Below are 14,632 nucleotides of genomic sequence, written 5' to 3' on the forward strand. Positions count from 1 at the left end.
GAGTGGATGGGGGCGGGAGCCTGCCATGAGTCTGCATGAAACCTACGGCCAGCCATTGCTGACCTTCCCCGATGCCGAAAAAAGCCCGCTGAGCATCCGCGCCAAGGCGCTGGTGTTCGTCGACCCACGTTCGCGGCAGCTGCGCGAAGAGCTGGAAAGTCTCGCACCGCGTGCGCTGCCCGTGTTGATTCGCGGCGAGACCGGTAGCGGCAAAGAGCTGCTGGCGCGGCATATTCACCGTGGCAGTGATCGCTCGGGCTTGTTTGTGTCGGTCAATTGCGGCGCGATCAGCCCGACTTATGCCGACGCGGAGCTGTTCGGCTATGCCGCCGGCAGCCATAGCGGCGCGGCGAGCAGCCGGGCGGGGTGGTTCGGTTCGGCCAATGGCGGCACGCTGTACCTGGACGAAATCGGCGATTTGCCGTTGCCGATCCAAGTCAAATTGCTCGCCGCCCTGGAAAACCACGAAGTCACCCGTGTCGGCGCCCACCAACCCAGCCCGGTGGACGTGCGCCTGGTGGCCGCCACCAGCATCGACCTGGCCCAGGCGGTGGCCGCGGGCAAGTTCCATGAGCGCCTGTTCCATTATCTGAGCGAAGGTCAATTGGACCTGCCGGCATTGCGCGAGCGGGTCGGCGACATCCTGTCCCTGGCCGAATACTTCCTGGGCATCTACAGCCAGCGCCTGGAACTGCCGGTGCCGCTGATCAGCGACGCCGCCCAGCGCGTGCTGGAACGTCATAGCTGGCCGGGCAATACTCGCGAGCTGGAAAACGTTATCCACTTTGCCCTGTTGGTGAGCAGCGGCGATGAGATTCTGCCCGAGCATCTGAACCTGCCCGCCGCTGGCTCGCCGTTGGAGCAGGTGCAGCGGATTTTCGCGAACGCCAGTCCCACCGAACGGGAGACGCTGCGTACCTTTCTGTATGAGCAAAATGGAATATCAACGTGAATAAAAGATATTGTTCGGGAATAAAAAATCTAGGTATTGTCCACTCCACGCCGCGATAGCACTTCGCTGGCACTCCACATAAAAACGGTCGTTAGAAGGACATTGCATGAAAAAGGTTCTGTTGTTTACCGCACTGGCGGCTGCCCTGACTGCCAGCTTCGCCCAGGCCAACGAGAAACTGGTGGTGGCCGCCACCCCGATCCCGCACGCCGAGATCCTTGAGCTGGTCAAGCCAACCCTGGCCAAGGAAGGCGTAGACCTGCAGATCAAAGTCTTTACCGACTACGTACAGCCGAACGTGCAAGTGGCCGAGAAGCGCCTGGACGCCAACTACTTCCAGACCCTGCCGTACCTGGAAAACTTCAACAAGGGCAAGGGCACCAACCTGGTGACCGTAGTCGGTGTGCACGTTGAACCGTTCGGCGGTTACTCGAAAAAGATCAAAAATATTTCCGAGCTCAAGGATGGCGCCACCGTGGCTATCCCGAACGAAGGTTCCAACAGCGGCCGCGCCCTGTTGCTGCTGCAGAAAGCGGGTGTAATCACCCTCAAAGACCCGACCAATGCCCTGGCCACGCCGAAAGACATCGCCAGCAACCCGAAAAACCTGAAATTCAAGGAGCTGGAATCAGCCCTGCTGCCACGCGTGCTGGACCAGGTTGACCTGGATCTGATCAACACCAACTACGCGCTGGAAGCCGGCCTGAACCCAGCCAAAGACGCGCTGATCATCGAAGACGCCAAGTCGCCCTACGTGAACTTCCTGGTCGCTCGCCCGGACAACAAGGACAGTGACGCGATCCAGAAACTGGCCAAGGCCCTGACCAGCCCCGAAGTCAAAGCCTTCATCGAGAAGAAGTACAACGGCGCGGTCGTGCCAGCGTTCTGATGTAAGTCAAAACCCCCTTCAAGGTTTCAACGCCGGTGGCTAATAAAGCGCCGGCGTTTTTTTTGTGACAGATACAGGGCGCCGAAGTGAGGCGTTAAGTTGTGGAGCGCAACTTTATACCCGTTACATTAAGGGAGTTTATTGGTTTTGTTTGTGGATTAGTTCCATTGAATGTTTTCTTGAATTGCCGGCTTATGTTTCTTAAATAATCTTACATTTGTATCTTTGTTTTTTTGTTTTTTTACCCGCAGGCTTGGAGTCGATGAAGGAATTAACGCATGGAGGCGCCGGCAAGTGTTGTCAGCTTTTTGGAGCCAATAGTTATGACTCAGCATGTCTCTTCGCATCAACTGCTCACCACCTCCCCAAGCATGAGTCCGGTAGCGGCCCAGCCCCAGAGCCCTAAGAGCTTTGAATCCACCTACCCTCTAAGCGAATTCAAGCCCGTCCCGAACAATATCCATATGGTGTGGGTGGGCTCGGAACCAAGCGCCAAGCAGGATGAATACTTGCGTCAGTGGGCATCCAAGAACCCTAACCATGAAGTCACGCTTTGGGTGGATTCCACTCAATTTGATGCTTACGCCACGAATAAGTCCGCGCAGGCAAAAGCGGAAGCTATTTATCCAGGCTATCAATCAGAGCGTCCCATTCGCGGTTTATTCAGCCAGCTCAAAGTGACTACGGAATCTCCCAGGCAGCGTAAAGCTGCAGAACAGTCACAAGTCATCAGCGAGTTGAACAAACAGCTGTCTGCCTCGAGTAACAAACAGTTGAAAGCGCTACTGCTGCCCGAAGGTGGAAACGTGACGGCTGCTAACGCTCGGCAGGTACTTGACGGATTTGAGCGTTACGCGCAGCGCACCGACGATAAGTTTTATCAAGCAGAAGCCGTGATTCTGGACCAGACGACAAAATCCTGGGACCGTTACGCGAGTAACCCTCCCCGTGATATCAGTACGCTGACGAGTTTAAAAGAGCGGTTTGCCGATCAAAAGAACATTCAGATTCGTGACCTGAGCAATCCCTCGGACATTCGATTACAGAACAAAGACGTGTATCAACACGAAATTATCGGACGCAACGGTGGCTATGCTGCAGCCTCGGACGTGGCACGTTATGAAATCGTCAATCGTTATGCGGGCACTTATACGGATATTGATCTGGAGAGCGTACGACCCCTCGATGGCGCACTGCATGCCCATCCCGATTTAATGCTGGTCGGCATGGCTGAAGGCAAAAATGACGCAAAGGGCAGCGCCACCCCTTATTTCGCCAACGCCTTATTTTCCAGCCATGCCCAGAGTGCGATGCTGTCCAGCCTGATTGATGACATCGGCAACAACTACCGTTCCATGAAGGGCAATGAGTACGGCGGTGACCGTTACTTCAGTCGCCCGAATAAAAGCACGATTGAAACCACCGGCCCCAATGCATTACGCGGGCATGTCGACAAAGTGATACAGCAAGCGAAGGGGCAGCCGGATCTGGTGCGCAGCGACGCCCGCTCTCTGGCTGATCGAATATGGGACAAAGCAAAGCCGCAAAACGAAGAGTACTGGAAACTCGTGGATTCCCATTTCAAATTCCCCGACAACTACGTCAATTTTGAGACCGAAGAGCAGCAAAACAGCGCTACCAAAGCAATGGCCGGTGGCGGCCAGCCCGACACGCTGAAGAGGGGCTAAATAGTGTTGAAAGCCTTGCCTGTCGGCAGGGCTTATTTTATCGAAGCCTTCACGTCTTGTGCTCGGTTAAGCAATCCCCCAATAGGTTAGCTATTTGGGTGATATTAATATGCTATTTCGGTATTTAAATTTTTCTTTTTATACCTTTAAAGTTCGCGCTACCCGACGTTACCCACGCCGGAACGGACAGCGCTCGCCGCATTATCCTGCGGCGTCATGGACTCAAGATGACCTTCGATTTTGCTTTTATCCTCAGCACCCTGCCGGCATTTCTGAAAGCGGTCGGGGTGACGCTGCAAGTGGGTCTGATCGCCATTGCCACCTCCTTGCTGGTGGCGCTGATCAACGCAGCGCTGTTGGTGTTTCGCACCCCCTACCTGTCGCGGTTGGTGGCGCTGTATGTAGAGCTGGCGCGTAACACGCCGCTGCTGATTCAACTGTTCTTCGTGTATTTCGCGCTGCCGGCCCTGGGCTTGAATATTTCCGGGTTCTGGGCGGCGATCATCACCATGACCTTCCTCGGCGGCGCCTACCTCACCGAAGTGCTGCGCGCCGGTGTGGAAGCGGTGCCAACGGCGCAGATCGAGTCAGGCAAGTCCATCGGCCTGTCCGACTGGCAGCTGCTGCGCCATGTGATTCTGCCCCAGGCCGGCATCCTCAGCCTGCCGGCGCTGTTCGCCAATTTCATCTTTCTGCTCAAGGAGACCACGGTGGTTTCCGCTGTGGCGGTGCCCGAGATTCTCTACACCACCAAGAGCTACATCGCGCTCTACTACAAGACCTACGAAATGCTCGCCGTATTGACGCTGATCTGCGTGCTGCTGTTCTTGCCGTTGTCGCTGTTGCTCAGCCGCTTGGAAAGGAGGCTCCAGCATGGCCAGTTCGGGTCTTGAATTGTTATGGGTGTCGTTGCCGCAACTGGGCAAGGGCGCTGCGCAAACCCTGTCGATTTCGTTCTTGAGCATCGCCTTCAGCACGGTCGGCGGCGTGTTGTATGGCGTATTGCGCACCTTGGACAACCGCGTGATCAATGCGCTGCTGCGGGTTTACCTGGAGCTGTTTCGCGCCATCCCGGTGCTGGTCTGGCTGTACCTGTTGTTTTTCGGCCTGCCGATCTTCTTCGGCCTGAGCATCCCCAGTTTCTGGTGTGCGGTGCTGGTGTTGTCGTTGTGGGGCGCCAGTGAAGTCGGCGAAGTGGTGCGCGGCGCCTTGCATTCGCTGCCCCGTGGCCAGCGCGAAGCCGGCTTGTCGATCGGGTTGTCCGACCCGCAGCTGTACGGCTACGTGCTGCTGCCCCAGGCCCTGAAACGCATGACGCCGCCGACCATCAATATCTACACGCGGATCATCAAGACCAGCTCCCTGGCCGTGCTGATCGGCGTAGTGGATGTGATCAAGGTCGGCCAGCAAATCATCGAGCGCACCTATGAGTCGGTGTTGATCTACGGCGCGCTGTTCCTGTTTTTCTTCTTTATCTGCTACCCGTTGTCGGCCGCCTCCAAGGTGCTGGAACGGCGCTGGGCCCAAGCATGAGCGCATTGATCGAGTTTCAGGGTTTCAACAAATTCTTCGGCGAACAGCAGGTGCTCAAGGGCATCGACCTGAGCGTGCACAGCGGCGAAGTGGTGGTGATCCTCGGCCCCAGTGGTTGCGGCAAAAGCACCTTGCTGCGCTGCCTCAATGGCTTGGAAGTGGCTCACAGCGGGCACTTGCGGTTCGCCGGCAACGAGCTGTTGGCAAAACATACCGACTGGCGCCAGGTGCGCCAGGACATCGGCATGGTGTTCCAGAGCTACCACCTGTTCCCGCACATGAGCGTGCTCGACAACATTCTGCTCGGCCCCTTGAAGGTGCAAAAGCGCGACCCGCGTGAAGCGCGTGAGCAGGCGGAAAAACTGCTGGCGCGCGTGGGCCTGGCCGACAAGCGCGACGCCTTCCCACGCCAGCTTTCCGGCGGCCAGCAGCAACGCATCGCCATCGTCCGTTCGCTGTGCATGAACCCTCAGGTCATGCTGTTCGACGAAGTCACCGCCGCCCTCGACCCGGAAATGGTCAAGGAAGTGCTGGAAGTCATCCAGGGCCTGGCCCGCGACGGCATGACCCTGCTGATTGTCACCCACGAAATGGCCTTCGCCCGCGCCGTCGCCGACCGCGTGGTGTTTATGGAGGCCGGTCGCATCCTCGAACACAACACCCCCGAGGCATTCTTTACGAACCCGCAAACCGCACGCGCGCAGCAGTTCCTGGAGAAGTTCTCCTTTGTTTCAACATTGCCCAGAAAGATCAAGGAACCGGAGCTGCTATGAAAAAGTTACTGCTGCCACTGTTTGCCGTCGCGTTACTGGCCGGCTGCGACAAGAAGGCCGAAGAGCCCGCCAAGCCTGCCGCCAGCGCGGTGAGTGCCATCGACAAGATCAAGGCCCGCGACAAGCTGATCGTCGGCGTCTTCACCGACAAGCCGCCGTTCGGCTTCGTCAACGAAGCCGGCCGCTACGTCGGCTTCGATACCGACATCGGCCGCCAATTCGCCAAGGACCTGTTGGGCGATGAAAACAAAGTCGAGTTCGTCGCCGTGGAGCCGGCCAGCCGTATCCCGTTCCTGCAAAGCGATAAGGTCGACCTGATCCTCGCCAACATGACCGTGACCCCTGAGCGCAAGGAGGCGGTGGACTTCACCAACCCCAACCTGAAAGTCGCGGTACAGGCGCTGGTGCCGAACGACAGCCCGGTCAAGAACCTGGATGACCTGGCCACCCGCACCACCATCGTCACCACCGGCACCACCGCCGACATCTGGCTGACCAAGCACCACCCGGACTGGAAACTGCTCAAGTTCGAGAAAAACTCCGAGTCGCTGCAAGCGCTGTCGGCCGGCCGTGGCGATGCCTACGCCCAGGACAACCTGGTGCTGTTCAGCTGGGCCAAGCAGAACCCCGGCTACCGCGTGCTGGAGCAGAAGCTCGGTGACGAAGCACCGATTGCCCCGGCGGTGAAGAAGGGCAATATCGAACTGCGCGACTGGGTGAATGCGGAGTTGGCGAAGTTGGGCGAAGAGAAGTTCTTGCTCAAGCTCTATGACCAATATGTGCGTAAAGAGCTGAGCGATGACACCAAGCCTGAGAGTGTGATTGTTGAAGGGGGCAAGTGGCAGGGCTGAGGCCTGGCTTTGGTGTTGGCTGTTCTGCCGCCATCGGGGGCAAGCCCCCTCCCACACTGGATTGGGTTCACAGGTTCTGATTTGTGCATATATCCAAATGTGGGAGGGGGCTTGTTCTGGTCAAGTTTTTCCGGACACCGATTACGGTGATCAAGCCGCCTCCTGCTCCATGGCTATTGGCGACAGGTAGTTGTTGTAGCTGTGGAGCCTGATTCGGTTGTATCGCATGAAGAAGCTGGTCATATCCTGCTTGGCTTCTTCAACTGTCGTATAGCCTTGGGTGGGCACCCACTCTGATTTGAGCGTTCCGAAGAAACGCTCTGTTGGCGCGTTGTCCCAGCACTGCCCCCTACGGCTCATGCTTTGCGTTATCCCATGCCCCAGCAGCTCGGACTGAAAGTGCTGGCTGGTGTATTGGCAGCCTTGATCTGAATGAAACATCAAGCCTGCATGTTTGCCTCGAACCTCCACCGCCATTCTCAGCGCCTTGCTAACCAGGTTGGCGTCATTGATCAGAGAAAACGCCCAGCCAACGATTCGGCGGGCGAACAGATCAATGACCACTGCCAAGTGATACCAGCGTTTCCCAACCATTAGACTGGTAACGTCGCCGCACCAGACTTGATTAATTGCGGTTGGCTCGAAGTTACGCTCAAGCAGGTTCTTGGCCACAAATGCTTCAACGCCTCTAGAGCGATATTGATGGCGGCGGCGCTGTCTGCTGGCCAGATTTGCCTCCGCCATAAGTTTTCCGGCCAGATGCCGACCTACCTTGATCTGCTGGGCCTTCAAGTGCTGAGAGATCATCCGTGCACCTGCACTTCCCCGGCTTTCGTCATGCAGTTGCACGACTTTTGCTCTAAGCGCGTCACGCTTGGTATTCGGCTCTGAGCGACGCTTAAGCCAGTCATAAAACGCGCTGCGAGAAACGCCTAGCGCACTGCAAAGCAGGCTGGTCGGATACGAACTCGACTCCCTCAGTTCCTCGATCAGGAAAAACGATCGGGATCCGACATCAAGAGAGCCGTAGCCTTTTTTAAGATTTCAGCCTCACTCTCCAGGCGCTTGACCTTGGCTCGTAGCTGTTGAAGCTCTCGCTGTTCGTCGCTGATAGCCTTGGTACCTGCCACTGGCTGCCCTTTGTGACGCTCTTTACGAACCTGATCAACCCAGCGGCGCAGAGCCGTAGGGCCAACGTCCATCGATGCACAGACGTCGGAAACTGAGCAGTTATCATCAAGAACCATGCTTGCAGCACGTTGCTTGAACTCGTGGGTGTAGGTCTTTCGCTGTTGCATGGAACCTCCTGATTGGGCGAATCATATCGCCCTTAAGAGGTGTCCGGGATCATTAGGCCAGTTCAGCTTGCCCCCGATGAGGCCTGTGCAGTCACCCCCTATTCCGGCCACTGCCACGCCGGCGCATCCAGCATCCCCTGGCCCACCACTCGCGTCTCCCCCAGCACCTTCTCCAGCACAATCGAATTGCACTCCTCATCCTGCTGCAACGCCGCAATCAAGCGGCTGGCATGGGACACCACCCACACCTGGCACTGCGCCGACGCCTGGATGATCAAGCGCGCCAACGCCGGCAACAGGTCCGGATGCAAGCTGGTTTCAGGCTCGTTCAGCACCATCATGGTCGGCGGCCGTGGCGTCAGCAGCGCGGCGATCAGCAGCAGGTAGCGCAAGGTGCCGTCCGACAACTCTGCCGCCGACAACGGGCGCAGCAGGCCTTCCTGGTAAAACTCGATGGCAAAGCGCCCGCCCTGCAACGGTTGGATATTTAAGCGCGCGCCTGGAAACGCATCGCTGACTGCGCGCTGTAACGCCTCGGGGTCGCCAATTTCACGAATGGTTTGCAACGCTGCGGCCAAATCGCGCCCGTCGTGATGCAGCACCGGCGTGCGGGTGCCTAACTGCGGTTGGCGCACTGGCGCGTCCACGTCGCTGCGAAAGTGATCATAAAAGCGCCAGCCACGAATGCTCTCGCGCAGCAGCAATACTTCCGGCGAGCCACGCAAACTGCCGACTTGGTCGAACAGGCTGTGATAGTTCGGCGTGTGCTGGGCCAGTACATCCCAGGCACGGCCTTCGCGAGCGCGCACCAACGGCCCGGAACGCTGTACCAACAGGCTGGCCGGGCGGTAGACGTGCCCGGCCCAGATGCATTCCCTCTTCACTTCCGGGTCGAGGCTGAAAAACGACTGGGTGAGTTCCGGCAAGCCCAGGGAGATCGCGTAGCTGAAATCTTCGGCGGCGAACCCCAGGCGCAGACGCTTGACGCCCTTGCGCACGACAGCCTCCACCGGCACTTCGCCGCTGTGCATGCGCCGGCTGATGGTTTCCGGCCCGGCCCAGAACGTCGAGTCCAGCCCGCCTTCCCGGGCCAGGGCATTGATCACCCCGCCCTGGGCGGTTTCGGCCAGCAGGCGCAGGGCGCGATACAGGTTGGACTTGCCGCTGCCGTTGGGGCCTGTCACCAGATTCAAGCGGCCCAGGGGCACCACCAATTTATTGATCGAGCGGTAATTGGCCACCGCGAGGGTCTTGAGCATGGCAATTGAGTCGGTAGGGGAACCATTGAAGTATGGGATCCTCCATGCAGATAAGGAACCCTGATCTAAGCTCACAGTCGCATACACACTGGCACGTCGGCATCACGCAAAAGGAGCCTGCATGGGCGGTCGCATTTCCACATTTTTATTCGGGCTTGGCTTACTGACGCTGCTGGGCGGTTGTGGCCAGGAAAAGGCCGAGCCCAAGGCCCATTCGCGGGTGTTCGTGCAAACCGTGCAGCCGGCGGATTTCGCCGCAGCGGTCACGCTGACCGGGGATGTCCAGGCGCGGGTGCAAACCGATTTGTCCTTTCGGGTGGGTGGCAAGATCATCCAGCGCCTGGCCGACGTCGGTGATCGGGTGACAGCCAAGCAAGTGCTGGCCAAGCTCGACCCCAAGGACCTGCAGACCAACGTCGATTCCGCCCAGGCCCAGGTCGTGGCCGAGCAGGCGCGGGTCAAGCAAACCGCCGCCGCCTTCGTGCGCCAGGAAAAACTCTTGCCCAAGGGCTACACCAGCCGCAGCGAATACGACGCCGCCCAGGCCGCGTTGCGCAGCAGCCAAAGCGCCCTGGCCGCCGCCCAGGCGCAGTTGGCCAATGCCCGTGAACAACTGGGCTACACCGCGCTGGTCGCCGATGCGCCGGGCATTATCACCGCGCGCCAGGCTGAAGTCGGCCAGGTCGTACAAGCCACCGTGCCGATCTTTAGCCTGGCCCGCGATGGCGAACGCGACGCGGTGTTCAACGTTTACGAATCGCTGCTGGTGGAGCCGCCGCCGGACGCGCCGATCACCGTCAGCCTGCTGGATAACCCGAGCATCAAGACAGTGGGCAGAGTCCGCGAAGTCACCCCTGCCGTGGCCGCCAATACCGGCACCGTGCAAGTGAAAATCGCCCTGCAAAGCCTGCCCAAAGGCATGGAACTGGGCTCGGTGGTGAGCGCCACCGCCAATGGCCCGGCCAAGGCCAGCATCGAGTTGCCGTGGTCGGCCTTGACCAAGGACCTCAGCGAACCCGCCGTGTGGCTGATAGACGGCGACGGCAAGGCGCAGCTGCACAAGGTTACGGTGGCGCGGTACCTCACCGGCAAAGTGATCATCGGTGACGGCCTTAAAGGCGGCGAAAAAGTCGTGGTGGCCGGTGGGCAATTGCTGCACCCCGGCATGCTCGTCGAAATCGCCCAGCAAGGAGCCCAGCCATGAAGCACCTGACGGTGATCCTCGCCGCCAGCCTGTTGCTGGTGGCCTGCTCTAAGGAAGACGCGCCGCCCGAACCGGTGCGCCCGGTGTTGTCCATGGAGGTGAAGGCCGAAGACCAGGCACACCTTGGCCGCTTTGCCGGCACCATTCAGGCCCGCTACGAAAGTAACCTGGGTTTCCGTGTGCCGGGCCGTATCGCCCGCCGCGCGGTGGACGTTGGCGCCGAGGTGGAGAAGGGCGCCTTGCTCGCCGTCCTCGACCCCACCGACCAGCAGAACCAACTACGCGCCGCCCAGGGTGACCTGGCCCGCGTGCAGGCGCAGTTCATCAATGCCCAGGCCAATGCCCGCCGCCAGCAGGAGCTGTTCGACCGTGGCGTCGGCGCCCAGGCGCAGTTGGACGTGGCCCAGACTGACCTGAAAACCACCCAGGCGACCCTCGACCAGGCTCGCGCCTCGGTCAATCAAGCCAAGGACCAGCTCAACTACGCCGAGCTGCGCACCGACCACGCCGGCATCGTCACCGCCTGGAACGCCGAGGCCGGCCAGGTGGTCAGCGCCGGCCAGCAAGTGGTGACCCTGGCCCGCCCGGACATCAAGGAAGCGGTGATCGACCTGCCCGCCGGCCTGGCCGAGCGCCTGCCGGCGGATGTGGTGTTCCTGGTGGCCGGGCAACTGGACCCCAGCGTGCACACCACCGCCATCGTGCGCGAGATCGAGCCCCAGGCCCAAAGCGCCACGCGTACCCGGCGCGCACGCTTGAGCCTGACTGACACCCCCGCCGCGTTTCGCCTGGGCACCGCCATCAGCGTGACCTTGAGCAGCGCCATCGCGCCGCGTATCGAGCTGCCGTTGAGCGCGTTGCAGGACGTCGACGGCAAGACCCGCATCTGGCTGCTCGACACCCAGAGCCAGACAGTGCAACCGCGTGACGTCACGGTGGTCAGCCGTGACGCCGACAGCGCAGTGCTCAATGGTGGCATCAAGCCCGGCGAGCGCGTCGTCACCGCCGGTGTGAACAGCCTGAAACCCGGGCAGAAAGTCAAAATCGACGAGGACAGCCCGCGATGAAAGGCAGCTTCAACTTATCCGACTGGGCCATCAAGCATCAGTCCTTCGTCTGGTACCTGATGTTCGTCGCGCTGCTGATGGGCGTGTTTTCGTACATGAACCTGGGCCGCGAGGAAGACCCCTCGTTCACCATCAAGACCATGGTCATCCAGACCCGCTGGCCGGGCGCGACCCAGGAAGAAACCCTCAAGCAGGTCACCGACCGCATCGAGAAAAAACTCGAGGAACTCGACTCCCTCGATTATGTGAAGAGCTACACCCGGCCGGGCGAATCCACGGTGTTCGTGTTCCTCAAGGACACCACCAGCGCCAAGGCCATTCCGGAGATCTGGTACCAGGTTCGCAAGAAGATCGACGATATACGCGGCACCTTCCCCCAAGGCTTGCAGGGGCCGTCGTTCAACGACGAATTCGGTGATGTGTTCGGCTCGGTGTACGCCTTTACCGGCGATGGCCTGTCGATGCGCCAGTTGCGCGACTACGTGGAGCAGGTGCGCGCCGAAATCCGCTCGGTGCCGGGGCTGGGCAAGGTCGAGATGATCGGCCAGCAGGACGAAGTGATTTACCTGAATTTTTCCACACGCAAACTGGCGGCCCTGGGCATCGATCAGCGCCAGGTCGTGCAAAGCCTGCAATCGCAAAATGCCGTGACCCCCGCCGGGGTGATCGAGGCCGGGCCGGAGCGGATTTCCGTGCGCACCTCGGGGCAGTTCGCCTCGGAGAAGGACCTGGCCAACGTCAACCTGCGCCTGAATGACCGCTTCTATCGCCTGGCCGACATTGCCGACATCAGCCGGGGCTACGTCGACCCGGCGCGGCCGATGTTCCGTTTCAACGGCAAGCCGGCGATCGGTTTGGCGATTGCGATGCAGAAGGGCGGCAATATCCAGTCGTTCGGCAAGGCGCTGCACGGGCGCATGGATGAGCTGACCGCCGACCTGCCGGTGGGCGTCGGTGTGCACAAGGTTTCGGACCAGGCCGAAGTGGTGGAAGAGGCGGTCGGTGGCTTTACCAGTGCGTTGTTCGAAGCGGTGATCATCGTGCTGGTGGTGAGCTTTATCAGCCTGGGCATGCGTGCCGGGCTGGTGGTGGCGTGCTCGATTCCGTTGGTGCTGGCCCTGGTGTTCGTGTTCATGGAATACAGCGGCATCACTATGCAACGGGTGTCGTTGGGCGCCTTGATCATCGCCCTCGGCCTGTTGGTGGACGATGCGATGATCACCGTGGAGATGATGATCACACGCCTGGAAAAAGGCGAAACCAAGGAGCAGGCCGCCACCTACGCTTACACCTCCACAGCGTTTCCGATGCTCACCGGCACGCTGGTGACCGTCGCCGGTTTCGTGCCGATTGGCCTCAACGCCAGTTCGGCGGGGGAGTACACCTTCACCTTGTTCGCGGTGATTGCCGTGGCGATGTTGGTGTCGTGGGTGGTGGCGGTGCTGTTTGCGCCAGTGATCGGCGTGCATATCCTCAGCGCCAATGTGAAGCCCCATAGTGCCGAGCCGGGGCGCATCGGCCGCGCGTTCAACGGTGGCATGCTATGGGCGATGCGCAACCGCTGGTGGGCCATCGGCATCACCGTGGGCCTGTTTGTGGCGTCGGTGTTCTCCATGCAGTTTGTGCAGAACCAGTTCTTTCCGTCGTCGGATCGCCCGGAAATCCTCGTCGACCTCAACCTGCCGCAAAACGCCTCGATCAACGAGACGCGCAAGGCGGTCGACCGTCTGGAAGCGATCATCAAGGACGACCCGGACATTACGCGCTGGAGCACCTACATCGGCCAGGGTGCGATCCGTTTCTACCTGCCCCTGGACCAGCAACTTGAAAACCCCTACTACGCGCAGTTGGTGATCGTCAGCAAGGGCCTGGAAGAGCGCGGTGCGTTGATCGCACGTCTGCAGAAGCGCCTGCGCGATGACTTCGTCGGCATCGGCAGTTTCGTGCAGCCGCTGGAAATGGGCCCGCCGGTGGGACGGCCGATCCAGTACCGCGTGTCCGGCAAAGACACCGACCAGGTGCGCAAGCACGCCATCGAACTGGCGACCCTGCTCGACCAGAACACCCACCTGGGCGAGATCATCTACGACTGGAACGAGCCGGGCAAAGTGCTGCGCGTCGACATCGCCCAGGACAAGGCGCGGCAACTGGGGCTGTCGTCGGAAGACGTGGCGCAGTTGATGAACAGCGTGGTCAGCGGCGCCTCGGTGACCCAGGTGCACGACGACATTTACCTGATCAATGTGGTCGGCCGCGCCGAAGACGCCGAACGCGGTACACCGGAAACCTTGCAGAACCTGCAGATCGTCACGCCCAACGGCACCTCGATTCCGTTGCTGGCCTTCGCCACCGTGCGCTACGAGCTGGAGCAGCCGCTGGTGTGGCGTCGCGACCGCAAGCCGACCATCACCATCAAGGCCGCGGTGCGCGACGAGATGCAGCCGACCGACCTGGTCAAGCAGCTGGCGCCGACTATCCAGAAGTTCAGCGACGGCCTGCCGGTGGGTTACAAAGTCGCCACCGGCGGCACCGTGGAAGAAAGCGGCAAGGCCCAGGGTCCGATTGCCAGCGTGGTGCCGCTGATGCTGTTCCTGATGGCGACGTTCCTGATGATCCAACTGCACAGCGTGCAGAAGATGTTCCTGGTGGCGAGTGTCGCGCCGCTGGGGCTGATTGGCGTGGTGCTGGCGCTGATTCCCACGGGCACGCCCATGGGGTTTGTGGCGATCCTCGGTATCCTCGCGCTGATCGGCATCATCATCCGCAACTCGGTGATCCTGGTGACGCAAATCCACGAATATGAAGTGGCCGGCTACACACCGTGGGACGCCGTGGTGGAGGCCACCGAGCATCGGCGCCGGCCGATCCTGCTCACGGCGGCGGCGGCGAGCCTGGGCATGATCCCGATTGCCCGGGAAGTGTTCTGGGGGCCGATGGCCTACGCGATGATTGGCGGGATCATCATCGCCACCTTGCTGACGCTGTTGTTCCTGCCGGCGCTATATGTGGCCTGGTACAAGATCCGCGAGCCACAGCAGGAAGAACGCGGTTAAAAATGTGAGCGGGGCTGATCGTTCCCACGCTCCGCGTGGTAACGCCTCCTGGGACGCTCCGCGTC

13 protein-coding genes are annotated in these 14,632 nt (G+C 60.2%); 10 read left to right on the forward strand and 3 right to left on the reverse strand.

Annotated features, from left to right (window positions below):
- The first annotated feature begins 25 nt into the window (after window positions 1-25).
- The 7 genes from C4J88_RS01160 (at window position 26) to C4J88_RS01190 (ending at window position 6,686) form a co-directional block, all read left to right on the forward strand.
- On the forward strand, window positions 26-952 hold the full coding sequence (locus C4J88_RS01160) for a sigma 54-interacting transcriptional regulator (RefSeq protein WP_124405993.1): 927 nt from the start codon (window positions 26-28) through the stop codon (window positions 950-952).
- A 106-nt stretch (window positions 953-1,058) separates the two neighbouring features.
- The gene (locus C4J88_RS01165) at window positions 1,059-1,841 is read left to right on the forward strand and encodes a MetQ/NlpA family ABC transporter substrate-binding protein (protein ID WP_124405994.1); all 783 of its coding nucleotides are present in this window, start codon (window positions 1,059-1,061) and stop codon (window positions 1,839-1,841) included.
- Between the two features lie 323 nt (window positions 1,842-2,164).
- Entirely contained in the window at window positions 2,165-3,529 is a 1,365-nt protein-coding gene (locus C4J88_RS01170) for a TcdA/TcdB catalytic glycosyltransferase domain-containing protein (RefSeq protein ID WP_164487705.1), read from the forward strand.
- 227 nt (window positions 3,530-3,756) lie between these two features.
- On the forward strand, window positions 3,757-4,422 hold the full coding sequence (locus tag C4J88_RS01175) for an amino acid ABC transporter permease (protein WP_124365402.1): 666 nt from the start codon (window positions 3,757-3,759) through the stop codon (window positions 4,420-4,422).
- Window positions 4,403-5,062 carry an amino acid ABC transporter permease gene (locus C4J88_RS01180; protein ID WP_124405996.1) on the forward strand — a complete coding sequence of 220 codons (660 nt, stop codon included), beginning with the start codon at window positions 4,403-4,405 and terminating at the stop codon, window positions 5,060-5,062. The genes C4J88_RS01175 and C4J88_RS01180 overlap by 20 nt, the downstream gene beginning before the upstream one ends.
- Complete coding sequence (locus C4J88_RS01185; RefSeq protein WP_124365404.1) at window positions 5,059-5,835, forward strand: amino acid ABC transporter ATP-binding protein; 777 nt, start codon at window positions 5,059-5,061, stop codon at window positions 5,833-5,835. The genes C4J88_RS01180 and C4J88_RS01185 overlap by 4 nt, the downstream gene beginning before the upstream one ends.
- Window positions 5,832-6,686 carry a transporter substrate-binding domain-containing protein gene (locus C4J88_RS01190; protein ID WP_124360768.1) on the forward strand — a complete coding sequence of 285 codons (855 nt, stop codon included), beginning with the start codon at window positions 5,832-5,834 and terminating at the stop codon, window positions 6,684-6,686. Before C4J88_RS01185 ends, C4J88_RS01190 begins: the two co-directional genes overlap by 4 nt.
- A 150-nt stretch (window positions 6,687-6,836) precedes the next feature.
- Here C4J88_RS01190 and C4J88_RS01195 read toward each other — a convergent pair whose 3' ends face one another.
- From C4J88_RS01195 to C4J88_RS01200, 3 genes are all read right to left on the reverse strand, one after another.
- Complete coding sequence (locus C4J88_RS01195) at window positions 6,837-7,679, reverse strand: IS3 family transposase (RefSeq protein ID WP_305955159.1); 843 nt, start codon at window positions 7,677-7,679, stop codon at window positions 6,837-6,839.
- Window positions 7,676-7,984: a transposase gene (locus tag C4J88_RS27565; protein WP_256659074.1), complete on the reverse strand. Its 309-nt coding sequence runs from the start codon at window positions 7,982-7,984 to the stop codon at window positions 7,676-7,678. Before C4J88_RS27565 ends, C4J88_RS01195 begins: the two co-directional genes overlap by 4 nt.
- A gap of 98 nt (window positions 7,985-8,082) precedes the next feature.
- Window positions 8,083-9,243, reverse strand: a complete 1,161-nt coding sequence (locus C4J88_RS01200; RefSeq protein ID WP_124405997.1) for an AAA family ATPase — start codon at window positions 9,241-9,243, stop codon at window positions 8,083-8,085.
- Between the two features lie 121 nt (window positions 9,244-9,364).
- On the opposite strand from C4J88_RS01200, the gene C4J88_RS01205 reads away from it, so the two are divergent.
- Genes C4J88_RS01205 through C4J88_RS01215 form a run of 3 tightly spaced genes read left to right on the forward strand, consistent with a single transcriptional unit; the run spans window position 9,365 to window position 14,567 of the window.
- On the forward strand, window positions 9,365-10,447 hold the full coding sequence (locus tag C4J88_RS01205) for an efflux RND transporter periplasmic adaptor subunit (protein ID WP_124405998.1): 1,083 nt from the start codon (window positions 9,365-9,367) through the stop codon (window positions 10,445-10,447).
- On the forward strand, window positions 10,444-11,514 hold the full coding sequence (locus C4J88_RS01210) for an efflux RND transporter periplasmic adaptor subunit (protein WP_124405999.1): 1,071 nt from the start codon (window positions 10,444-10,446) through the stop codon (window positions 11,512-11,514). The genes C4J88_RS01205 and C4J88_RS01210 overlap by 4 nt, the downstream gene beginning before the upstream one ends.
- Complete coding sequence (locus tag C4J88_RS01215) at window positions 11,511-14,567, forward strand: efflux RND transporter permease subunit (RefSeq protein ID WP_124365408.1); 3,057 nt, start codon at window positions 11,511-11,513, stop codon at window positions 14,565-14,567. Before C4J88_RS01210 ends, C4J88_RS01215 begins: the two co-directional genes overlap by 4 nt.
- Window positions 14,568-14,632: the final 65 nt, after the last annotated feature.

The sequence above is a fragment of the Pseudomonas sp. R4-39-08 genome (assembly GCF_003852275.1).
Classification (GTDB): domain Bacteria; phylum Pseudomonadota; class Gammaproteobacteria; order Pseudomonadales; family Pseudomonadaceae; genus Aquipseudomonas.

Bases quoted from the DNA above. Each gene is read 5' to 3' on its own strand.
- C4J88_RS01160 (WP_124405993.1), top strand. From the start codon at position 26: ATGAGTCTGCATGAAACCTACGGCCAGCCATTGCTGACCTTCCCCGAT.
- C4J88_RS01165 (WP_124405994.1), top strand. From the start codon at position 1,059: ATGAAAAAGGTTCTGTTGTTTACCGCACTGGCGGCTGCCCTGACTGCC.
- C4J88_RS01170 (WP_164487705.1), top strand. From the start codon at position 2,165: ATGACTCAGCATGTCTCTTCGCATCAACTGCTCACCACCTCCCCAAGC.
- C4J88_RS01175 (WP_124365402.1), top strand. From the start codon at position 3,757: ATGACCTTCGATTTTGCTTTTATCCTCAGCACCCTGCCGGCATTTCTG.
- C4J88_RS01180 (WP_124405996.1), top strand. From the start codon at position 4,403: ATGGCCAGTTCGGGTCTTGAATTGTTATGGGTGTCGTTGCCGCAACTG.
- C4J88_RS01185 (WP_124365404.1), top strand. From the start codon at position 5,059: ATGAGCGCATTGATCGAGTTTCAGGGTTTCAACAAATTCTTCGGCGAA.
- C4J88_RS01190 (WP_124360768.1), top strand. From the start codon at position 5,832: ATGAAAAAGTTACTGCTGCCACTGTTTGCCGTCGCGTTACTGGCCGGC.
- C4J88_RS27565 (WP_256659074.1), bottom strand. From the start codon at position 7,984: ATGCAACAGCGAAAGACCTACACCCACGAGTTCAAGCAACGTGCTGCA.
- C4J88_RS01200 (WP_124405997.1), bottom strand. From the start codon at position 9,243: ATGCTCAAGACCCTCGCGGTGGCCAATTACCGCTCGATCAATAAATTG.
- C4J88_RS01205 (WP_124405998.1), top strand. From the start codon at position 9,365: ATGGGCGGTCGCATTTCCACATTTTTATTCGGGCTTGGCTTACTGACG.
- C4J88_RS01210 (WP_124405999.1), top strand. From the start codon at position 10,444: ATGAAGCACCTGACGGTGATCCTCGCCGCCAGCCTGTTGCTGGTGGCC.
- C4J88_RS01215 (WP_124365408.1), top strand. From the start codon at position 11,511: ATGAAAGGCAGCTTCAACTTATCCGACTGGGCCATCAAGCATCAGTCC.